The 20,657-nt window shown below is 61.0% G+C and carries 16 protein-coding genes and 1 pseudogene; 6 read left to right on the forward strand and 11 right to left on the reverse strand.

What is annotated here, in order from left to right:
- Positions 1–118: 118 nt before the first annotated feature.
- From J4G38_RS00390 to dut, 5 genes are all read right to left on the reverse strand, one after another.
- Positions 119–1,705: a murein hydrolase activator EnvC family protein gene (locus J4G38_RS00390; RefSeq protein WP_226163029.1), complete on the reverse strand. Its 1,587-nt coding sequence runs from the start codon at positions 1,703–1,705 to the stop codon at positions 119–121.
- A complete protein-coding gene (locus J4G38_RS00395) occupies positions 1,706–2,482 on the reverse strand; it encodes a DUF4292 domain-containing protein (RefSeq protein WP_210514141.1) in 777 nt (258 codons plus the stop codon).
- Complete coding sequence (locus J4G38_RS00400) at positions 2,475–4,295, reverse strand: tetratricopeptide repeat protein (protein ID WP_210514143.1); 1,821 nt, start codon at positions 4,293–4,295, stop codon at positions 2,475–2,477. Before J4G38_RS00400 ends, J4G38_RS00395 begins: the two co-directional genes overlap by 8 nt.
- 114 nt (positions 4,296–4,409) lie before the next feature.
- Complete coding sequence (locus J4G38_RS00405) at positions 4,410–5,420, reverse strand: sugar phosphate nucleotidyltransferase (protein ID WP_210514145.1); 1,011 nt, start codon at positions 5,418–5,420, stop codon at positions 4,410–4,412.
- A 126-nt stretch (positions 5,421–5,546) separates the two neighbouring features.
- Complete coding sequence (gene dut, locus J4G38_RS00410; protein WP_210514147.1) at positions 5,547–5,981, reverse strand: dUTP diphosphatase; 435 nt, start codon at positions 5,979–5,981, stop codon at positions 5,547–5,549.
- Between the two features lie 168 nt (positions 5,982–6,149).
- Here dut and J4G38_RS00415 point away from each other — a divergent pair, with 168 nt between their 5' ends.
- Positions 6,150–7,667 carry an ArnT family glycosyltransferase gene (locus J4G38_RS00415; RefSeq protein ID WP_210514149.1) on the forward strand — a complete coding sequence of 506 codons (1,518 nt, stop codon included), beginning with the start codon at positions 6,150–6,152 and terminating at the stop codon, positions 7,665–7,667.
- A gap of 10 nt (positions 7,668–7,677) precedes the next feature.
- Here J4G38_RS00415 and J4G38_RS00420 read toward each other — a convergent pair whose 3' ends face one another.
- From J4G38_RS00420 to J4G38_RS00430, 3 genes are all read right to left on the reverse strand, one after another.
- Positions 7,678–8,631 carry a glycosyltransferase family 2 protein gene (locus J4G38_RS00420; protein ID WP_226163030.1) on the reverse strand — a complete coding sequence of 318 codons (954 nt, stop codon included), beginning with the start codon at positions 8,629–8,631 and terminating at the stop codon, positions 7,678–7,680.
- 132 nt (positions 8,632–8,763) lie between these two features.
- Positions 8,764–10,263 carry a lipopolysaccharide biosynthesis protein gene (locus J4G38_RS00425; protein ID WP_210514151.1) on the reverse strand — a complete coding sequence of 500 codons (1,500 nt, stop codon included), beginning with the start codon at positions 10,261–10,263 and terminating at the stop codon, positions 8,764–8,766.
- Positions 10,264–10,364: 101 nt separating this feature from the next.
- Entirely contained in the window at positions 10,365–11,156 is a 792-nt protein-coding gene (locus J4G38_RS00430; protein WP_210514153.1) for an enoyl-CoA hydratase/isomerase family protein, read from the reverse strand.
- A gap of 237 nt (positions 11,157–11,393) precedes the next feature.
- Between J4G38_RS00430 and mscL the strand changes: the two genes are divergently transcribed.
- Both mscL and J4G38_RS00440 read left to right on the forward strand, forming a co-directional pair.
- Positions 11,394–11,822, forward strand: a complete 429-nt coding sequence (gene mscL / locus J4G38_RS00435) for a large conductance mechanosensitive channel protein MscL (protein WP_210514155.1) — start codon at positions 11,394–11,396, stop codon at positions 11,820–11,822.
- 240 nt (positions 11,823–12,062) lie between these two features.
- The gene (locus J4G38_RS00440; RefSeq protein ID WP_210514157.1) at positions 12,063–12,509 is read left to right on the forward strand and encodes a hypothetical protein; all 447 of its coding nucleotides are present in this window, start codon (positions 12,063–12,065) and stop codon (positions 12,507–12,509) included.
- A gap of 217 nt (positions 12,510–12,726) precedes the next feature.
- Here the strand turns inward: J4G38_RS00440 and infB are convergent, their stop codons facing one another.
- From infB to J4G38_RS00455, 3 genes and pseudogenes are all read right to left on the reverse strand, one after another.
- Positions 12,727–15,873: a translation initiation factor IF-2 gene (gene infB, locus J4G38_RS00445; RefSeq protein WP_210514159.1), complete on the reverse strand. Its 3,147-nt coding sequence runs from the start codon at positions 15,871–15,873 to the stop codon at positions 12,727–12,729.
- A 358-nt stretch (positions 15,874–16,231) separates the two neighbouring features.
- Positions 16,232–17,464, reverse strand: a pseudogene (nusA, locus tag J4G38_RS00450) (transcription termination factor NusA); the annotation flags it as partial.
- Positions 17,465–17,559: 95 nt separating this feature from the next.
- Entirely contained in the window at positions 17,560–18,030 is a 471-nt protein-coding gene (locus tag J4G38_RS00455) for a ribosome maturation factor RimP (RefSeq protein WP_226163031.1), read from the reverse strand.
- A gap of 302 nt (positions 18,031–18,332) precedes the next feature.
- Between J4G38_RS00455 and J4G38_RS00460 the strand changes: the two genes are divergently transcribed.
- From J4G38_RS00460 to J4G38_RS00470, 3 genes are all read left to right on the forward strand, one after another.
- Positions 18,333–18,905 carry a DUF2911 domain-containing protein gene (locus tag J4G38_RS00460; RefSeq protein ID WP_317198162.1) on the forward strand — a complete coding sequence of 191 codons (573 nt, stop codon included), beginning with the start codon at positions 18,333–18,335 and terminating at the stop codon, positions 18,903–18,905.
- 85 nt (positions 18,906–18,990) lie between these two features.
- On the forward strand, positions 18,991–20,028 hold the full coding sequence (gene selD, locus J4G38_RS00465; protein ID WP_210514161.1) for a selenide, water dikinase SelD: 1,038 nt from the start codon (positions 18,991–18,993) through the stop codon (positions 20,026–20,028).
- A gap of 21 nt (positions 20,029–20,049) precedes the next feature.
- Positions 20,050–20,643 (forward strand): hypothetical protein, encoded by a 594-nt coding sequence (locus J4G38_RS00470; protein WP_210514162.1) that lies wholly within the window; start codon positions 20,050–20,052, stop codon positions 20,641–20,643.
- Positions 20,644–20,657 lie beyond the last annotated feature (14 nt).

The following is a 20,657-nucleotide window of genomic DNA, read 5'->3' on the forward strand; positions in this document are numbered from 1 at the left end:
GCCTTGCCTAGGGTTTTTTTTTGCCCGCACAACCGGTGGTTTGCAGGATGCCTACCAGCAGGCCATGCCGCTTCCGTACGCTCCACGTGCCGGCCTTTCTTTACAAGAAACCGCTCTGCTACTTGTGGCCCAACCAGGTTTCGGGGTTGAGGTTCGCGGAATTGTGCCACACCTGAAACTGGACCGCCGACGTGCCCTCGGCGTCGGTAGCCACGGTCCCGATGACCTCGCGGGCGCTCACCCGCTGGCCTTCGTGCACGCTCACGGAGCGCAGCTTGGCATAGACGGTGAAGAAATCGCCGTGCTGAATCATCACAATGGTGTTCATGCCCGCAATGTTGGCGATGGTGAGCACCTTGCCGTCGAAGCAGGCCCGCACGGCCTCACCGGCCCCGGTCTGAATGTCGACGCCTCGGTTCTCGACGGTCACGTTTTTCAGTACCGGGTGCGGGTGCCGCCCAAAGCGCGAGCTGATGAACCCGCGCCCCACCGGCCAGGGCAGCCGGCCGCGGTTGCCGGCAAAGGACGACGAAAGCACGGCCGTTTCGGGGGTGAGGGCAATGCGCACGGCACGGCGGTCGGCGGCGGCTTCGGCAGCGGTTTCGGGCGCGTCGGCTTCGGGAGCGGCGGTGGCGTTATCGGCGTCGCTTTCCGCGGAGGTAGCTTCGGGGTCGCGGCGCGGGCGGGCGGGGCCGGCTCCACCGCCCGCATTGCGGGCGGCCGCAGCCCGGCGTGCATCGCGGGTGGCAGCCAGGGCAGCTTCGCGGCGGGCGGCGAGGCGGGCCGCACGGGCGGCACGAGCTATTTCTTCGCGCACACGCTCGGCAATCAGGTTGTCGAGACGAGCCACAGCCTGGCGGCGCTCTTCCAGCTCCTGGCGCAGGCCCTGCTCCTGCTGGCTGAGCTGTTGCACCATTTCATCTTCCTTCGTTTTCAGCGTCAGCAGGCTTTTATTCTCGCTTAGCTGGCTGTTGAGCAAACTGCTTTTGCGCTTTTGCTGCTGCGTGAGGCCCGAAAGCTGCTGGTGCAGCCGCTCCTGCGTGCCCACGATGCGGGCCGCCTGCCGCTGCCGCTCCTCAGTATACTGCCGGATGTAGCGCAGCCGCAGCGCAAACTGGTTGAACGAGTCGGATGCAAACAAAAACATCAGCCGGTTGAAGCCGTTGGCCGTTTTGGAGGCCGTGTAGAGCAGCCGGCCGTACTCCGATTTCAACTCGCTCAGCGTTTGCTGGGTTTGCAGCACCTGGGTGGCCGTCTGGTGCACGTTGGTTTCGATGCCGTGCAGCTGGGTCGAAATCCCCTGAATTACCTCTTTCTTTTCCGTCAGCTTTTCCGTGATGACGTGCAGCTGGCCCAGGCTCACCTTTTTCTTTTCCTGGGTCTGGTTCAGAGCCTGGCTGGTTTGCTGAATCTGCCGCAGGTTGGCCAGCCGCTCGCGTTCCAGCTGGGCCTTGCTTTTGGCCTGAGCCGGGCGCGCGGCGGTGCTTTTGCGGCTGCGGGCCGCTGGTTTGGGGCTGTTGGTTCGAGCGGGCTTCCTTTTTTGCCGATGCTGGGCCGCCACAGGTGTAGCCAGCCACAGGCCCAACAGGCAGAGCAGCAGCCACGGCCCACGCACCCGCCCCGCCGAGGGATTTTCCACGGCCCCGAAGGTTTCGCCAGCGGTTTGCACCTGCTTATTCAACGTGTTCCATTCAAAACCTGTCACTTATTTCAGCCGCTTGTAGCCCTTGGGAATGCTGAAAGGGAAGGCCAGCCGCTCGCGCCCAACATTCACTTTGGTATAGTTGATGGCCGCCGTGACCACGCCCGCCGCCGGCTGCTGCGCCTGAATGAACGTGGCGTGCGCAAACGGCAAAGCCACTTGGTCCAGAGGCTGAAAATCGGAATAATCGACGGTGAGGTTGCGCTTGGTTGCATCGTCGCTCACCTTGAGTTGCTGCACGCGGCCGGTGCCGGCTTGCAGCAGGCGCTCGACCATTACGTCGGCCAGGGGGTAGCTCACACGCTGGCGGCCAGCGTCTTCGTTGGTTATTTTGGGGGTGGTGCCGCTCGGGGCGGGCAGGTAGTCGCCCAGCAGCAGGGCCTGCATCTGGGCAAAGGTCACGGGCACGTTCAGCAGCTTGCTGAGGTAGTCGTAGCCGCCCGAGAAGTAGGTTTTTTCCAGCTTGTTCAGTACCCGCACCGAGTCGCGGGTGAGCACGGCACGCACGCCCTCAAACCCGGCCAGCCCGGCCGATACCCAGATGATGCTGTCGCGGCGCATACGCAAGGACAGATTGGCGCCCTGCTTATTGCCCTTCATGTTGATTTGGGCCTTGCCCTTCGCATTCAAAAACTGAAAGGACGTATTGATGGCATGAACCGAAGCCTCGGCCACCGGAACCGAAGTGCCCGGGCCATTGGTAGAAACGGTAGGTACGGCTTTGCGGGCACAGCTCCCGAGTAACAGCCCCAGGGCCAGCAGCAGAGTCACTTTATTCATAGAGTTTGTGGTCTTTCAGTTTGCGCTCCAACAGGTCGGAAGTAGTGCCGGTTTTGCGGGCACGCTGCCACTCGGCCACGGCTTTGTCTTTCTCGCCGAGCTGGAACAGCACGTCGCCGTAGTGCTCGATTACGGAAGCGTCTTTGGTGGTGAGCAAGGCTTTTTCCAACGCGGTTTTGGCCCCGGCGTAGTCCTTCATCTTATATAGTACCCAGGCATACGTGTCGAGGTAGGTGTCGTTGTCGGGAAATTGCTTCACGACTTTGCCCGACATCTGCTTGGCCTTGTCCAGCTTTTCGCCTCGTAACGACAGGAAATAGCTGTAATTGTTCAGCACCTGCACGTTGTTGGGGTCGCTCACCAAGGCGGCTTCGTAGGCCGCGTCCGACTTCTCCGTGTCGTGCAATTCGTGGTAGGCATCACCCAATTGCGCGTCGAACTGCCCCAGCAGTTCTGCGTTGTTCACCACCAGCTTGCGGCCGTGCTCCAGCGCTTTCACGCCCTTGGCCGGCTGCTTTTTCAGCATATGCGCCACCCCGTTGTAAAACCACAGCGAGGACTGGTTGGGAAACAGCTCCAGCGCCCGGTCGGTGTGGGCCAGCAGCGAATCGGTCTGGTTCAGCTCGGCATCGATGAGCACGACCTGCTGCCAGATTTGGAACTTGGAATTATCGAAGCGCAGGGCTTGCAGGTAGGTATTGCGCGCTTCTTTTTTGTGGTCGGTCAGGGTCTGAATATCGCCGGCCACGACGTAGGATTTGGCATCCTTGGGATAAGTCTTGATGGTGGCCGTGGCCAGGTCCCGCGCCAGTTGGTTCACCGATTCCTTGGCGTTCGGCAGCTGCTTGATGTAGCCCACCAGGATGCGCACCCGCTCGTCAATGTCCAGGGCCGGGCTGGCGAAGGCCAGCTTGAGCTGCTGGGCGGCCTGGTCAGGCTGGCTTTGCTGGCGGTACACTTCGGCCAGAATCATGTGGGCCTGGGGGCTGTCGGGGTCGAGGCGCAGGGCCTGCTGGGCCACGCGCACGGCATCGGTCAGGCGGTTGTTGCTGGCGTACATCTCGGCCTGGGCCAGCACGTAGCGCGGCTCGGTGGGGTTGGCCTTGATGAGCTTGTCGCCTTCGGCCAACGCCAAATCCAGTTTGTTCTGCTTGAGGTAAATCTGCTGCTTTTTGAAGGATATTTCATCCACCTGGCCAAATTCCTTCTCCGCCTGTTCCAGCGTGGTCAGCGCTTCGGGCAGCCGGTTTTGGGCCAGGTACAGGTCGGCCAGATTGAACAGGTAGCTGCCGGAATTAGGCACCTGCTTGATAAGGGACGCATACGTCTTGGTGGCCGCTTCGTACTGCTTCTGGCTGGCCTGAATCTGGGCCAGCAGCAGGTAGTAGTAGGCATTCTTGGGGTCGAGGCGGGTGGCCGATTCCGCGTAGTTGGTGGCGTCGCGCAGGTTGCCGCTCAGCAGGTTGGCTTCGGCTATCTTATAATTGATGGCCGCGTTGTCGGGGTTCAGGGCGTAGGCTTTCAGCAGGCGCTCCAGGGCCTTGGTGTAGTCCTCCAGCAGCACGTATTTCACGCCGTCCACAAACAGGGCCTCGCTCTGCTCCTGCTCCCGTTCCGAGAGCGGCGGCGCGGTGGCACGCTTGGCGCGGGCTTCGGCCAGCTTCTTGTCGAGCTCGCGCTGTTCTTTTTCCAGGGCCCGCTGCTCCTTGCGGCTCAGCTTGGCGGGCGGCCCGGGGGCGCCATCCGTGGGCTGCGCGTAGCCCACGGCCAGCAGGCTCACCCAAAACAACAGAATAAGAACAACTTGACGCATACACAACAAAGCCGAACCGTGGGTCCGGCCTACGAAATTACGGGTAATAATAGCCAACGACGCGGCCCCCGTCAGAAGGCCGCGTCGTTGGTAACGTATTTTCGTCTTAAAATGTCACACCCGCAGCTGGTTATAATCACCCAGACTCAGGTCGGAGGGCACCCCGGTTACGCTGGCAAAGTTGCCAATCATGGAGTTGGTGATGACGGCGTTGAGCACCGAAGCCGACTGCTGCACGATGGAATTTGACAGGCGCGAGTCGCGCACATTGGCGTGGGCACCCAGCGACACGTGCGGCCCCACCACAGAGTCGGTAATGATGGCATTCTCGCCGATGTACACCGGCTCCAGCAGCACCGAATTGGTGATAATGGCTGATTTGGCCACCAACGACTCGCCGCGCTCCTTCAGGTATTCGAGGTAGCGCTGGTTGGTAAACACGGTGGCGTCTTTGTTGCCGCAGTCGAGCCACTCGGTCACGCGGCCGGGCACGAACACCGTGCCTTTGTTCTTCATGTTTTCCAGGGCGTTGGTGAGCTGGTACTCGCCTTTGTCCTTGATGTCGTTATCGAGCAAATACTGCAGTTCGGTGCGCAGGTACTCGCCGTCCTGGAAATAATAAATGCCGATGATGGCCAGGTCCGACACAAACTCCTGCGGCTTCTCCACAAACTCCGTAATCTGGCCCTGCTCGTTCAGCTTCACCACGCCAAACGGGCGCGGGTCTTCCACCTGCTGCACCCAAATGGTGCCGGGCACGCTGGAATCCAGCGTAAAATCGGCCTTAAACAACGTGTCGGCGAAGGCTACTACCAGCGGCCCGGTCAACGATTCCTTGGCGCACAAAATGGCATGGGCCGTGCCCAGCGGCTCATCCTGATACACAATGGTGCCCTTGGCGCCCACCGATTCGGCAATTTTTACCAGGCTTTTTTCCACTTCGGCCCCAAAGCGGCCGATGATGAAAGCCACCTCGTCCACCGGCTCGCCGCACACCTTGGCAATGTCTTCCACGAGGCGCTGCACAATGGGTTTGCCGGCAATCGGAATCAGGGGTTTGGGAACGGTGAGGGTGTGGGGGCGCATGCGCTTGCCCATGCCGGCCATCGGGACGATGATTTTCATGTGTTAGCTGGTTGTCGGTTAATGGTTGTCTGTTTTCAATCTTTCGGAAGTGCCCGCATCAGTGTGATTGGTTGCCGGGAGGCGGCCGAAGCTAATTCCTGGCAACCGACAACCAACATCTGACAATTAGCTTTTCCCTGTGCTTCCATACCCGCCCGCGCCGCGTTGGGTTTCGCTCAGCGCGTCGGCGGGCTGCCAGGCAATGGTTTCGTGTTTGGCAACTATCAGTTGGGCAATGCGTTCGCCGTCGTTTACCACGAATGGCTCGTTGGATAAATTCACCAGCAGCACCTTGATTTCGCCCCGATAATCGGCATCAATCGTTCCCGGACTGTTCACCAGCCCAATGCCGTGCTTGTACGCCAGCCCGCTGCGGGGCCGAATCTGCGCCTCGTAGCCCACCGGAATTTCCAGGCTCAGGCCCGTCGGAATCAGAGCCCGTTCCAGCGGCGCCAGGGTTACGGGAGCTTCCAGGTTGGCCCGCAGGTCGAGGCCGGCGGCGTGGGGCGTCTGGTATTCGGGCAGCGGGTGGCGCGAACGGTTGAGAACGGGAATTTGCATGACGGGAAGCACGAAGGGCGGGCAAAGATAGGGGCCGGTGCTTGCCGGTGCTAGCACTGGATAATTCATAGTTTATCCCGCAAATCTGCCCGCCATTCCCCATCAGTGTCCTCAGCAGGCGTGGATGGATGCCCTACCTTTGCCCAGCTTATTCACTAGTTTGCGCCCATGAGGATTGTTGATATGTTGGCCGTTGACCGGCTTCCGCGCTGGTTTTGGCCGGTGCTGCTGGGGCTGAGTTTCCTGTTGCACGCGCCGTTTTTCCGGCTGCCGCCCACCAGCATCCACGTGTGGCGGCAGAGCAATACGATGGCCGTGGCCCGCAATTTCTACGACGAGGGCATGAATATTCTGAAGCCGCGCGTGGACCGGCGCAACGCCACCGACGGCGTCACGGGCATGCAATTTCCGTCCTACGAATGGCTGGTGGCCGGTAGCTACCACTTGTTTGGCTTCCACGAATCGTTGCCGCGCATCATCAACTGGCTGATTTATATGGCGGGCATCGTGGCTTTTTACCAGCTGGTGCGGCTGGTGAGCGGGTCGGCCTGGGTGGGGGGCGTGGGGGCCTGGTGCCTCACCTGGAGCCCGGAGCTGTACTACCACGGCATCAACGCGCTGCCCGATGTGCTGGCCCTGACGGCCTCTATCGCGGGCCTGTTCTGGTTTATGCGGTGGCGCGAAACGAAACAGGTGGGGCTGTTGATTTTGAGCGTACTGGCCGTGGCGCTGGGCGGGCTCACCAAGCTGCAGTTCCTGATTGTGGGCTTTCCCATTGGCGTGTTTGTGGTGCGCGACTTGCTCCAACGCCGCCTGGCCTGGCCACAGCTGGCGCAGTTGGCGGTGTACGCCGTGGTGGCCGTGGGCGTGCCACTGGCCTGGTACGCCTATGCGCTGCACCTCATCAAAACGTCGGGGCTGACTGATTTCGGCCTGGAGTTTCGGCCGGCCTCGGACCTGGCCACCGGCCTGGCCATCATTAAGCGCAACCTGCTGTCCGACTGGCCCGAAGTGCTGCTCGGGTACGGCGCGCTGGTGCTGCTGGTGCTGGGGCTGTGGCGGCTGGTACGCCACGCGCCGGTGCGCCACCCGTGGTTTCTGCCGGGACTGGCCTGGGGCCTGGCCCTGCTGGCCTACTACCTTATCGAGCTGCGCCAGATGCAGTACCACACCTATTACATGCTGCCCCTGCTGCCCGTGCTGATGCTGCTGGCGGCCTGGGGTGCCGCGTGGCTGCGCCGGCAGCCCAGCACCCGGCCGTGGCTGCTGGCCCTGCTGTTGGTGCAGCCGGTGTGGGCCTTCACCCGCATTGGCGTGAACCGCTGGCTGAAAGGCGGCCCCGACGTGGCCCCGGAGCTGTACACGCCCGCCACCCGGGCGGCGCTCGAAGCCGCCACGCCCCCCGGCGCCCTGTGCCTGGTGGGTCCCGACGACTCCGGCTGCATCGACTTCTATTTCCTGCACAAGAAAGGCTTCGGCTTCGAGCACCCGGGGCAGTTGACGGAACCCAGCCCCACCGGCCGCCCGTACGTGGCCGACTGCGTGGCCCAGGGCGCCCACTATTTGTACACGAATGACAGCGTGACTATCCACGACCCGCGCCTGCAACCCTTCCTGGGCCGGGAAGTGAAGCGTGTGGGCAACTTCGGGGTGTGGGAGCTGCGCGCCGCCCCTACGCAGCCCTGATTACGGTTCATTAGCTGGCGCCTTTCGGCGGGGCGGGGAGTTGCTTGATGTTGGTGTCCGAAATCAGGTACAGCGGCCGCTGGCGCACGTTGGCCGATAGCCGGGCCACGTACTCGCCAATGATGCCCACGGCGATGAGCTGCACGCCTCCCAAAAACAGAATACTCACCATGAGCGAGGCCCAGCCCGGCTGGTAGTCGTGCGTCACGAAGCGCGAATACAGCGTGTACAATATCACCAGAAAAGCCACGCCCGACACGGCGAACCCGCTCACGGTGGCCACTTTCAGCGGCGCATCCGAAAAGGCGGTGATGCCGTCGAGAGCAAAGCGCAGCATCTTGGCGTAGGTGTAGCCGGTTTCGCCGCCGGCCCGCTCGGCCCGGTCGTATTCCACGAAAGTCTGGCGGTAACCCACCCAGGAAATCTGGCCGCGCAGAAACTTGTTTTGCTCTGGCATGAGCCGCAGGGCATCCACCACCTTGCGCGAAATGATGCGGAAATCGCCCGTATCAACCGGGATTTCGATATTGGTGATGCGGGCCAGAATGCGGTAGAACAGCTTGGCCGTGTACTTCTTGGCGGCGCTTTCGCCCTCGCGGGAGCGGCGGCGCGCATACACCACCTCGTAGCCCGAGTGCAGCTTCTGGTACAGTTCCGGCATCAGCTCCGGCGGGTCCTGCAGGTCGGCGTCGATGATGATTACGGCATCGCCCACGGCCAGGTCCAGCCCGGCAGTCACGGCAATCTGGTGGCCAAAATTGCGGCTGAAATCGATGTAGCGCACCCGCTCATCGCGCGCGGCCAGGGCCAGCAGCAACGCCAGCGACCGGTCAGCCGACCCGTCGTTGACAAAAATCAGCTCATACGTTACGGCCATTTGCGCCAGCACTCCCGTCAGCCGGTCGTGCAGCGCATCGATGTTGGCTTCTTCGTTGTAGATGGGAATGACGACCGATAAATTCACTGGCAAGGCTGGGCTAAGGGCCGTGGCGCGACCCGTAAAGTCCGTCAAAAGTAACCGGTAAGGACGAACCCGCCCGTTGGCGCAAGCGCCCATTTTAGCCGCAGCGCAAGGCTGGCCGCATTTGCGTAATTACTAAACCGTAGTCCGCCGCGGCCGCTCAACCAAGTAAAGAGCGGCTAAAAACCCAGCCGTGAGGCCCGCATGCCAGGCGTGGCGGGCCCACCAGCCGGCCACCGGCACCCCCCAGCCCAACGCCACCAGCACCGAGGCAAACAGCAGCCACAGCCCCAGCCGCAGCGCCGGGTACGGCACCGGGAAGTGCCGGTCGCCCAGCCGCCAGCACAGAATGGCCATCAGGAAATAGCAGGCCAGCGTGGCAATGGCGCTGCCCAGGTAGCCCATTAGCGGTATCAGCAGGAAGTTGAGGGCAATGGTGAGCACCGCCCCGCCCGCGCCGATATAAGTGCCGTAATACGTCTTATCGGTGAGCTTGAACCACACCGATAAGTTGTAGTATACGCCCAGAAACAGGTTGGCCAGCAGCAGAATCGGTACCACAATCAGCCCTTGCAGGTACTCCGGCCGCCGCAAAAACAGCGGCCCGATATCCTCCACGTTCAGGCTGATGCCCACGAAAATCACGGCGCAGCACAGCGTGAACCATTTCATAATCATGGCGAACGTGGCCGGCGAATTTTTCTCGGTGCTTTGGGCGAAGAAGAACGGCTCGGCCGCGTAGCGGAACGCCTGAATGACCAGCGACATGAAGATGCTCAGCTTATAGCAGGCGCCGTAGATGCCCACCGCCGTGAGGCTGCTCTGGCCGGGATAGAAGTTGGCCGGCAGCCACTTGGGCAGCAAAATGCGGTCCAGCGTTTCGTTCACCATGCCGGCCAGGCCCATCAGCATCAGCGGATAAGCATATTGCAGCAATGGCTTGAGGAACGCCAGGTTCAGCTGGAATTGGAAGTCCAGCAGCTCACGCCACAGCAGCAGCAGCGTGAGGCCGCTGGCAAACAGGTTGGACAGGAAAATGTAGCCCACGCCCACCGTGGGGTCGTACACGTGCGCCACCAGCGGTTGCAAAACCGGCAGCCACTTGCCGCTCAGCACGGCCGGGCACAGCACGATAAAAAACAGGTTCAGGACCACGTTGGCCACAATGCCCGCCAGCTTGATGGTGGCAAACTTGCGTGCCTGGTTCTCCAGCCGCAGCCGGGCAAACGGAATGGCCGTCAGCGCATCCAACCCCAAAATCAAGGCTACCCAAATGGCGTATTGCTCGTGGCCGGGCGGAATTTCCAGCAGCCCCAGCAGCGGGCGCGCCAGCAGCATCAGCCCGGCAGTAAGCACGGCAGTACTCACCAGCAGCAGGCTCATCACCCGGTCGTACAGCTCCTGGCGGTCAGTCCCCAGCCGGTTGGCGAAGCGGAAAAACGTGGTTTCCATGCCGTAGGTAAACACCACGTTCAGAAACGACACGTAGGCATACAGCCCCGTTACCACACCGTATTCTGCCGCCGAAAAGGCCCCCGTGTATATCGGCACCAGCAAGTACGTGAGCACCCGGCCCACAATGCTGCTGACGCCATACACGGCGGTTTGCGAGGCTAATTTTTTGACTACACTCATTCTTTAGGTAATGAAGAATGAGGAATGAAGAATGAGGAATTGAATGTGTCCGCGTCGGGCATTCTTCACTCCTCATTCTTCATTCCTCATTGACAGAAGGCTTATTTGCCGGTAAACACGGCCGGCCGCTTTTCCACAAAAGCCGTGGTTCCTTCCTTAAAATCGTCGCTCTCAAACGCCCGTTCGAAGGCCTGGGCTTCCGTCTCGTAGCCATCGGCGTCCTTGGCGTAGTGCGCGTTCACGCAGTCCAGCACCAGGCCCACGGCCAGTGGCGCTTTGCCCAAAATTTTGGTGAGCAACTGCTGGCAGAACGGCAACAGTTCGGGCTGGGGCACTACGTGGTTCACCAAGCCCAGGCGCAGGGCCTCGTCGGCCTTCACCATATCGGCCGTCAGCAGCAGCTCGATGGCCTTGCCCTTGCCGATGAGCTGCGGCAGGCGCTGGGTGCCGCCGTAGCCGGGCGGCAGGCCCAGGTTCACCTCGGGCTGGCCGAAGCGGGCGTTGTCCGAAGCCACGCGCATGTGGCAGGCCATGGCCAGCTCGCAGCCGCCGCCCAAGGCAAAGCCGTTCACGGCGGCAATCACCGGCTTGGTGCTTTGTTCGATGCGGGCAAAGGCCTCCTGGCCGGCGGTTGACGCCCGGCCGGCCCTTTCGGGGGTGAGGGCGGCTAGTTCGGCAATGTCGGCTCCCGCCACAAAGGCCTTTTCGCCGCTCCCCGTCACGATAATGCCGCGCACCGCCGGCTCGGCCAACGCTTGCTGCACGGCCGCGTCGATGTCGGCGATGGTGGCCGCATTCAGCGCATTGAGCTTGGTGGGGCGGTTGATGGTGAGCGTGAGGATGCCGCTGGCAGCATCCAACTCATAGAGCAGGTTTTCGAAGGAAGTGGGCATGACGAAGAGAGAACCGAAGAAATTGGGCCGGCCAAAGATAGAACACAAGCCCGTTGGGGCCGGTCGGGCCAATTTCCTGGTTCGACGCCTATAAATCCCCGTCGGCGAAACCTTTTGCCTTTCTTAGCATAACCAGCCACCTTTGCACTCGGCAAGCAAATGAATGTATTTGCCTTTAAATACTTAGTTTTATCCCAAACAACACTTCGTTTCTCACTCTCTAACCGTTTTACTACAATGGGCTTTGTTTCCGAATTCAAGGAGTTCATCTCTAAAGGCAATGTGCTCGACTTGGCCGTCGGCGTTATCATCGGCGCAGCATTCGGCAAAATCGTCACCTCCCTCACCGACGATGTTATCATGCCCATTGTAGGCCTGGCCCTGGGCAAGGTTGACTTCGCTAATCTCTTTTTTGCCATGAATGGCCAGCACTACGCCACCCTTGAAGAAGCTAAAAAAGCCGGCGTTGGCACCCTGAACTACGGCTTGTTTCTCAATGCCGTCATTAACTTCCTCATCATCGCCGTCATCATCTTCATGATTGTGAAGGCCGCCAACAAGATGAAGAAAGCTCCTGTGGAAGTAGTAGCCGTGGCGCCGCCGCCCACCACCGACCAGCAGTTGCTCATGGAAATCCGCGACTCCCTGCGTGCCGGCCGCGTGTAATCATCCCATTTTCATTCAGCGTGAAAAAACCGCTGTCCGTCGAGCGATGGGCAGCGGTTTTGCTGTTTCAGCTTCAAGTCCTCGTTTTATTTACCCTAGGTAATTGCTCGATTCAAAATAAGTTGCGAACTTAGGGGCAGCTCAATGACGAATAGCGCTTTTCCGGCGTTTTTAGTGAACCACCCGCTTCTCACTGTCGTTAGGCCGCCATCCCCCTCCCCCACTCCACGCTTCGCCGACATGAAAATTTTACTTGCTGCCGCGCTTCTGGGCGGCCTGAGTTTAGCAACCTCCTTCGCGGCCCGGGCCCAAACCGGCCCCGCCTTTCCCACGCCCGGCCAGGGCACCAGTGAGGAAGGTGCCCGCCGCACCTCCGGCAACAACGCGCAGGAGCTTGCCCGCAACCAGCGCCGCGCCGCCATGACGCCCGACGAGGTAAAGCGCGACCAGCAGCTCGAATTGCTGGAGGCTCGCACCGGCAACACCAGCTTCGGCGGCCGCAACGGCTCGCCTGACCGCCAGTTCGACTCCAACCGCAGCGGCAACGGCTTCATGGTGCGCAAGTTCAAGGCCAAGGCCGGTTTTGGGGAGAATAAGCGCGGCATGAGCCACCCTATTGGCGGCTCCAACCCCGCTGGCAAGCCCTTGGTTCACAAGCATAATCGCAAGAAATTTCTGTTATTTTAAGAATTCATTCGCAAGGATGCAAAAAGCCCCAGCCGTGTATGCGGCTGGGGCTTTTTGCATCCTTGCGGGGTGCCAAGCGCTACATGAATGACTTCCGGAACGGACATTTTCACGAGGATATTTAGCCGGCCCGTAGGCCGCCTTCGCACTAAAAAGGCCCCGACTGCTTGCGCAGTCGGGGCCTTTTTGTTTTCACACGCAACGTTGCGATTTGCGGTTACAGCGTCCGCTTGATTTCCTTTTCTTCGAAGCCCTCAATGTTGTCGCCTTCCTGCAACTCATTGAAATTCTTGATGGAAATACCGCACTCATAGCCTTGGCGAACTTCGTTCACGTCATCTTTGAAGCGCTTGAGGTCCTGGATTTCGCCGGTATGCAGCACGATGCCGTTGCGCACCACCCGCACGCGGGTCTTGCGCTGGAACGTGCCTTCCGTCACCATACAGCCAGCAATCGAGCCGACTTTGGTGATGTTGAACACCATCCGAACTTCGGCGTTGGCCGTCACCACTTCCTGCACCGTTGGGGCCAGCATGCCTTCCATAGCATCCTTCACCTCATTGATAGCATTGTAAATGATGCTGTAGAGGCGGATGTCAATCTGCTCCTGCTCGGCCAGCTTACGGGCACTCTGCGAGGGCCGCACCTGGAAGCCGATGATGATGGCATCGGAAGCCGAAGCCAGCAGTACGTCGCTTTCTGAGATGGCACCCACTGCTTTCGAGAGGATGTTCACCTTCACTTCCGGCGTCGAAAGCTTCAGCAAAGAGTCGGAAAGTGCTTCTACCGAGCCGTCCACGTCGCCCTTTACCAGGATGTTGAGCTCCTTGAACGAACCGATAGCCAGGCGGCGACCGATTTCGTCCAGCGTGATGTGTTTCTTGGTCCGGATGGTCTGTTCGCGGGCCAGCTGCAAGCGCTGGGTAGCCATTTCGCGGGCTTCGCGCTCCGTTTCCATTACCTGAATCCGGTCGCCAGCCTGCGGGGCGCCGGTCAGGCCCAGCACCTGCACCGGCGTAGCGGGCGGCGCGGTTTTCATTTTCTTGCCGCGGTGGTCCGTCATGGCCTTCACGCGGCCAAAGTGCGGGCCGGCGAGGATGATGTCACCCACGTTCAGCGTACCGGTTTGCACCAGCACGGTGGTCACGTAGCCGCGGCCTTTATCCAGCGAGGCTTCGATAACGGTGCCGATGGCGTTGCGGTCGGGGTTGGCTTTCAGGTCGAGCAATTCGGCTTCCAGCAGCACCTTTTCCAGCAGGTCTTCAATACCAATGCCCGATTTGGCCGAAACCTCCTGGCTCTGGTATTTGCCGCCCCATTCTTCCACCAGAATGTTAATCTGGGAAAGCTCCTCGCGAATTTTCTCGGGGTTGGCCGAGGGCTTGTCAATCTTGTTAAGGGCGATGATAATCGGCACCCCTGCGGCCTGCGCGTGGTTGATGGCTTCCTTCGTCTGCGGCATAACCGAGTCGTCGGCCGCCACCACGATGATGGCAATGTCCGTCACCTTGGCACCACGGGCACGCATGGCCGTAAAGGCTTCGTGACCCGGCGTATCAAGGAAAGTAATGGGCTGGCCCGATTTGGTCCGCACCTCGTAGGCACCAATGTGCTGCGTGATGCCGCCGGCCTCGCCTTTGGCCACACTCGCATCGCGGATGTAGTCAAGCAGCGACGTCTTGCCGTGGTCAACGTGGCCCATGATGGTCACAATCGGCGCGCGGTGACGCAGGTCGGCTTCGTCGTCGCCGGCGTCGATGCTGATTTCTTCCTCTTCTTTCGACAGGAATTCCACATCGAAGCCGAATTCGTCGGCAATTACCGTAATCGCCTCGGCATCAAGGCGCTGGTTGATGGACACGAACATGCCCATGCCTAAGCAGACCTTGATAACCTCATTCACGTTCACGTCCATCAGCGAGGCCAGGTCATTGGCCGAAATGAACTCCGTGAGCTTGAGGATTTTAGCATCGAGCTCGTTCTGGGCGCGCAGGGCCTCGCGGTCCTCCGCCAGCATGCTCCGCTTGTCGCGGCGATACTTGGCTCGGTTCTGATTGTTGCCGCCTTTGTTGCCGCCGAGTTTGGCCAGCGTGGCCTTAATCTGCTCCTGAATCTGCTTTTCAGCCTGCTCGGGAGTGAGCGCGGGGGCATTCGGCTTGGGAGCCGCCGTTTGGCCGGGCCGCTGGCCAGGACCACCGGGGCGCGGGCCGCCAGGCCCGGTATTAGGCCGGTTGCCCTGGTAGCCGCCGCCCTGGCCGGGACCGCCAGCCGGGCGGTTGCCTTGGTAGCCGGGGCTGGGTGGGCTAGTGGTGCTGCCGGGAGGGCCAGGCAGGCGCGTGCGCTTTTTCTGACCGGGGCCGGCAGGCAGACCGCGTTTGCTCACATCTGACGATGCAATGGGACGGGGGCCACGGCCGCCCGGGCCACGCCGGTCATTGTTGATAGACGACAAATCAATCTTACCCAATACGGTCAGGCCTTTCAGCGTGTCCGACTTGGCTACGATAGTGCTGGTGTCTTCAGGAGCAGTTACTCCGGCCGGGGTAGCCGCCGCCGCTGCTACTGGAGCAGCCGCAGGGGCAGCTACCGGTGGTGCAACGGCCGGAGCAGCAGGCGCCGCCACTGGGGCTATTGCAGCAGGTGCCAGAGCTACCGGGGGAGCCGTAACTACCGGAGCTGCTTCAACCTTGGCAACGGGCTGAGCTATTGGAGCCGGGGTAGGCGCAACAACCGGAGCCGGGGTAGGCGCAGCAACCGTAGTCGCAGCAGCCGGCGCTTCCACTTTCGGAGCGGACACGGCGGGCGCCTCCACCTTTGGCGCAACGGGAGTGGGAGCAGGCGCAGCTACGGGAGTTGCCGCAACCGGAGCCGGCGTTGCCGTTGGCGCGGGGCGCGGAGGCACTACGCGGCCTCGGCTGTCCAGCTCAATTTTACCCAACACTTTCAGTCCGGGAGCGCTCGGCGCTTCGGAAACTGGCGTCGGGGCTGGGGCTGGCACCGCAACAACTGGCGCTACGGGAGCCACCACCGGAGCAGCCGCCACGGGCACGGGGGCCACAGGCTCTGCGGGCTTGGGCGCCGGAGCAGTTGCCTGCACGGGACGGTGCACGGGCGCCGCAGGCTTCGGAGCCGCGTCGAGGTCACTCTGGCGCTTGGCCTGAATGACTTTCTGAGCTTCCTGCCGGTCGTGGGCAGAGGCCGCAAATTCTTTCTCAAGCGACGCCACTTGCTCACCCGTGAGCTTCGTGGTGGGCTTGTTTTCTACTTGTATACCTTTCTTGGCCAGGGCCTCGACCACCCTGTCCATTCCAATATTCAGGTCTTTGGCCGCCTGTTGTAGCCGTTTCGGGGTTGCTTCCGCCATTCTATCTTTTCTCGCGTACGATACGCTTCTAAGTGCAAAGGTATTACATTAAATCTTGCCAGCAGGGCGCAAACCGTGCCTACTGGCCCGATTTATTACCCTTGCCGTACCGGCCGCGCGGCCGTCATTGGGCTGGCTCGGCGGGAGAGCTGGCGCCCGCGTCCTCAGTCGTCGCTTCGTTTTCGTCGGTGGCGGTGGCCACCAACGCAGTGTGTTCAGGGGCAATTTCGGTAGCGGAAGCGTGCGTAACCGCTGCTTCTTCGCCGGTGGCGTCAGCTTTCGCTTCGGCCGTTTTGCCGGCAGCTACGCGGCTTTTGGCTGCGTCTAGGGTGCTGTCGTCGAGGTCTTCGTCGTCAGCAAATTCCTGGCGGATAATACGATACACATCATCCACCATCTCCTCTTCCAACTCCGTGCGGCGCACGATGTCGTCCTTTTTCACGGCCAGTACCGCACGGCCGGTATCCAAACCGATTTTCTTCAGCTCGGCTAATACCCACGGCTCGATTTCGTCCTGGAACTCGTCCAGCGAAATATCTTCTTCGTAGTCAATAGCTTCGCGGAATACGTCGATTTCCATTCCCACCAACCGGCTGGCCAATTTAATGTTGGCACCGCCGCGGCCGATGGCCAGGCTCACCTGGTCGGGCTTCATGAATACCGAAACCCGTCCATTCTCCTGATTTATCTTCATAGAACCCACTTTGGCCGGCGATAGTGCCCGCGCAATATAGAGTTCTAAGTTATCCGTGTAATTAATAATGTCGATGTTCTCGTTTTCGAGCTCCCGCACTACCGGATGGATGCGACTGCCCTTCATGCCGACGCAGGCGCCCACGGGGTCAATTCGCTCGTCGTAGCTTTCTACGGCCACTTTGGCACGTTCGCCGGGCTCGCGCACCACGTTCTTGATGACGATGAGGCCGTCGTAAATCTCGGGTACTTCCAGCTCAAACAACCGCTCGAGGAAAGCCGGCGCGGCGCGGGAGAGGATGATTTTCGGCGTGCCGTTAATCACTTCCACGCGGTGTACGACGGCGCGCACGGTGTCGCCCTTGCGGAACCGGTCCTTGGGGATTTGCTCGCCTTTCGGCATCACCAATTCGTTGTCGTCCTTGTCCATGATGAGGGCCTCGCGGCTCCACACCTGGTAGACTTCGCCGGTCACGATTTCGCCAACCTGGTCTTTGTATTTCTGGTAGAGGTTGTCGCGCTCCAGGTCTTTCACGCGCTGAATCAGCGTTTGGCGGGCCATGAGCACGGCGCGGCGGCCGAAATCCTCCAGCTTTACGCCTTCGGCTACGGATTCACCAACCTCGAAATCGGGCTCGATTTTTTGCGCGTCGGTAAGGGTAATTTTGTCGTGGTCCCAGATGTCTTCGGAGTTGTCGTCCACGATTTCGCGGTTGCGCCAAATTTCCAAATCGCCGTTATCGGGGTTGATGATAACGTCAAAATTTTCGTCCTGGTCAAACTTCTTGCGAATCATGGTGCGAAACACGTCGTCCAGGATGCTCATCATCGTGGGCCGGTCAATGTTCTTGCTCCGGGCAAATTCGCCGAAGGATTCAATGAGTTCGTGACTGTTCATTGTTAGTGGTCAATTGTTCGTTGTCCGTTATTGGGTTGTTCAGTTTTTAGCCCCGAGACTAACAATTGACAACAAATAATGAACAACGGGAAAGCTTACTTGAAAGAGATAACAACCTTGGCTTCCTGAATGTCCCCAAAAGGATAAAAAGCAGCGGGCAAGGTGGTTTTCTTGGTTTTTTGTTTGATGACTTCTTCGATTTCCACGCCCTCGGGTGTGGCGGCGAGGAGGGTGCCGGTTTTTTCGGTGCCGTCGGCCAGTTTCAGGGCCAGCGAGCGGCCGATGTGGCGCGGGTACTGGCGCGGGTCGGTGAGGGGCTGGTCGGCACCGGGGCTGGTGACTTCCAGGGAATAGGCCGAATCCTCGCCGTAGTGCTCGTCGATGCGGCGGGCCAGGCGGCGGCTGATGGTGGCGCAGGCCTGGATGGCCAGGCCCTCGGGGCCGTCGAGGGTGACGGTCACCTTCGGCATCACCGAATCGGAAACGGTGAGGCCCACGATGAACAACTCCTGGTCGCCGATGGCGTCGCGGAGCATTTCCAGCAGCAGGGTACGGTCAAAAGACATAGTTATTGAAACCAGCGGGTAAAAAAAAGAGGGGACTGCGCGTCCCCTCTTTGCTAAAGCGAATACCAACTTCGGGGGCAAAGGTACGACAATAGGCAACGGAATGCAAGGCGACCCCAGCGGTGCGGCTGGCGGCCGAGGCCGAATGCCTTCGAAAAATCGTACGACGCGGGCAAAATTCGACAAGCAACCTTCCGCCAGGTTCGCCCCCTTTAAAACCCTGACCAAGTGCGCCGGATTTCTGGGCGCGGCGCCGTAACATTGCCAGCAAATTCCCGCTCATTTTTAACACCATACCTCTGATGAAAACCTTGCAATTGCTTCGCCACGCGGCCTTCGGGCTGGCGGCCACGCTCACCACTGGCGCCGCATATGCCCAAGCCACTCCGGCCCCGCAGGAGCGTATGCTTCCTCCTAACCCGCAATCGCGGGCGCTTATGGAGCCCAAGCCCAGCCCGGCTGCCACGGCTACCGGCAAAATAGGCGCGGTCGATGTGACGGTGAATTACAGCAGCCCGGCCGTGAAGGGCCGCACCATCTGGGGTGGGCTGGAGCCCTATGGCAAAGTGTGGCGCGCCGGCGCCAACGAAGCCACCACGGTAGAATTCAGCAAAGACGTAAAAGTGGAAGGCAAGGCGCTGCCGGCCGGCAAATACGGCTTCTTCCTGGTTCCGACGGAGAAGGAATGGACGGTGATTTTCAACAAGGTGCCGAACCAGTGGGGCGCTTTCAAGTACGATGAGAAGCAGGACGCGCTGCGCGTGACGGTGATGCCCCGCAAAGCAGACATGAACGAGCGGCTGGTGTACGTGGTGACGCCAACGGGCCTGGTGATGCGCTGGGACAAGCTGGAGATTCCGGTGAGCATTAAGTAGGCCGTTCCATTGCCGAAACCCGACGCGGGCGGCCCATTGTGGGTCGCCCGCTTACTTTTGTGCCTTCCCCGATTTTTGAATAACCATGGAATATAAGCTCACCCAATACAGCCACGGCGCGGGCTGCGGCTGCAAAATTGCGCCGGCCGTGCTCGACCAGATGCTGCACACCAGCATTGCGCAACCGCAGCACGACAAGCTGCTGGTGGGCAATGCCAGCCGCGACGACGCGGCCGTGTACGACATTGGCGGGGGGCAGGCGGTGATTTCGACCACCGACTTCTTCATGCCCATCGTGGACGACGCCTACGATTTCGGGCGCATTGCCTCGGCCAATGCCATTTCGGATGTGTACGCCATGGGCGGGCGGCCGCTGCTGGCCATTGCCGTGCTGGGCTGGCCCGTGGATAAATTGCCCGCCGACGTGGCGCGCCGCGTACTGGAAGGCGCCCGCAGCATCTGCGCCGAGGCGGGGATTCCGCTGGCCGGCGGCCACAGCATCGACTCGCCGGAGCCCATTTTTGGGTTGGCCGTGACGGGCATGGTCGACATCGTGGATTTGAAACGGAACGATACCGCGACGGCCGGCTCGGAGCTGTATTTGACCAAGCCGCTGGGCGTGGGCATTCTCACCACGGCCCAGAAAAAGGGCATTTTGCGGGATGAGGACGCCAACATCGCGCCCGCCCAAATGATGCAGCTGAATAAGATTGGAGCCGAGTTGAGCAAGCTGCCGGCCGTGACGGCCCTGACGGACGTGACGGGCTTCGGCCTGCTGGGCCACTTGGCCGAAGTGTGCGAAGGCAGCGGCCTGACGGCGGAAATTGACTTCGGCAAACTTCCGCGCATCGCGGCAGCCGAGGCGTATTTGAAGCAGGGCAGCGTGCCCGGCGGCACCAGCCGCAACTGGGCCAGCTATGGCCATAAAGTAGGGCCGATTACGGATGAGCAGCGGAGCTGGCTGTGCGACCCGCAGACTTCGGGCGGCCTGCTGGTGTGCGTGGAGCCGGCCGGGCGCGATGCCGTGCTGGCCGTGTTTGCCAAGCACGGGCTGGCGCTGGAAAGCTTCGGGCAGCTGCGGGCGCACGCGGCCGACGAAGCCTGGGTGCAGGTGAATGCATAGCGCGGCGCTCTTTCCCGGCCGATGAAATCCTCGTTTCTTCGCCCGCTGCTCGAAGCAGCCGTGGTGCTGTTTGTGGTGCTGGGCGCAGCACGCTGGGTAACGGGGCTTTTTTCGAAGCGCACCCACGTGTACCAGACCACGGCGGCGCGGCAAATGCGGCTGCTGTTCTGGCCGCTGCTGGCGCTGGGCGCGGGGCTGAGCGTGGTGCCGGCCGTGGCCATGGGCGGCACGGAAGTCAGCACGTTTGAATGGGGGCTGACGGTGGGCTTTTTCCTCTTTACCCTGGGGTTGAGCGGGCCGGCGTTGCTGCTGCACCTGCGCTACTGGACGCTGAACCGCGAAACCACGCTGGTTTTTCAGGCGGCCGAGAACGGATTTGAAGTGTACGAGGCCGGCCAGCGACAGCCCTTTGAGCGGCGCGATTTGGCCAAGGTTGAACGGGTGACGTGCCGGGCGCGGCGCACCTTTTGGGCGCGGTACGATTACCTGCGCCTGCACCTCCGGGATGGCCGCGTCATCACCCTCACTTCGCTGCTCACGGAGCTGGAGCCGCTGGCCGTTTTCCTGCGGAGCGTGCCCACCGAGCGAGGCGCCAGGGCCTGGTGCTGGGTGTAGGGGCGCGGGGCTTG

Source organism: Hymenobacter terricola, assembly GCF_017921975.2.
Classification (GTDB): domain Bacteria; phylum Bacteroidota; class Bacteroidia; order Cytophagales; family Hymenobacteraceae; genus Hymenobacter; species Hymenobacter terricola.

Excerpts from the sequence above, each read along its gene's own strand:
- J4G38_RS00395 (WP_210514141.1), bottom strand. The coding sequence starts at position 2,482 with ATGAATAAAGTGACTCTGCTGCTGGCCCTGGGGCTGTTACTCGGGAGC.
- J4G38_RS00400 (WP_210514143.1), bottom strand. The coding sequence starts at position 4,295 with ATGCGTCAAGTTGTTCTTATTCTGTTGTTTTGGGTGAGCCTGCTGGCC.
- J4G38_RS00405 (WP_210514145.1), bottom strand. The coding sequence starts at position 5,420 with ATGAAAATCATCGTCCCGATGGCCGGCATGGGCAAGCGCATGCGCCCC.
- dut (WP_210514147.1), bottom strand. The coding sequence starts at position 5,981 with ATGCAAATTCCCGTTCTCAACCGTTCGCGCCACCCGCTGCCCGAATAC.
- J4G38_RS00415 (WP_210514149.1), top strand. The coding sequence starts at position 6,150 with ATGAGGATTGTTGATATGTTGGCCGTTGACCGGCTTCCGCGCTGGTTT.
- J4G38_RS00425 (WP_210514151.1), bottom strand. The coding sequence starts at position 10,263 with ATGAGTGTAGTCAAAAAATTAGCCTCGCAAACCGCCGTGTATGGCGTC.
- J4G38_RS00430 (WP_210514153.1), bottom strand. The coding sequence starts at position 11,156 with ATGCCCACTTCCTTCGAAAACCTGCTCTATGAGTTGGATGCTGCCAGC.
- mscL (WP_210514155.1), top strand. The coding sequence starts at position 11,394 with ATGGGCTTTGTTTCCGAATTCAAGGAGTTCATCTCTAAAGGCAATGTG.
- J4G38_RS00440 (WP_210514157.1), top strand. The coding sequence starts at position 12,063 with ATGAAAATTTTACTTGCTGCCGCGCTTCTGGGCGGCCTGAGTTTAGCA.
- infB (WP_210514159.1), bottom strand. The coding sequence starts at position 15,873 with ATGGCGGAAGCAACCCCGAAACGGCTACAACAGGCGGCCAAAGACCTG.
- J4G38_RS00455 (WP_226163031.1), bottom strand. The coding sequence starts at position 18,030 with ATGTCTTTTGACCGTACCCTGCTGCTGGAAATGCTCCGCGACGCCATC.
- J4G38_RS00460 (WP_317198162.1), top strand. The coding sequence starts at position 18,333 with ATGAAAACCTTGCAATTGCTTCGCCACGCGGCCTTCGGGCTGGCGGCC.
- selD (WP_210514161.1), top strand. The coding sequence starts at position 18,991 with ATGGAATATAAGCTCACCCAATACAGCCACGGCGCGGGCTGCGGCTGC.
- J4G38_RS00470 (WP_210514162.1), top strand. The coding sequence starts at position 20,050 with ATGAAATCCTCGTTTCTTCGCCCGCTGCTCGAAGCAGCCGTGGTGCTG.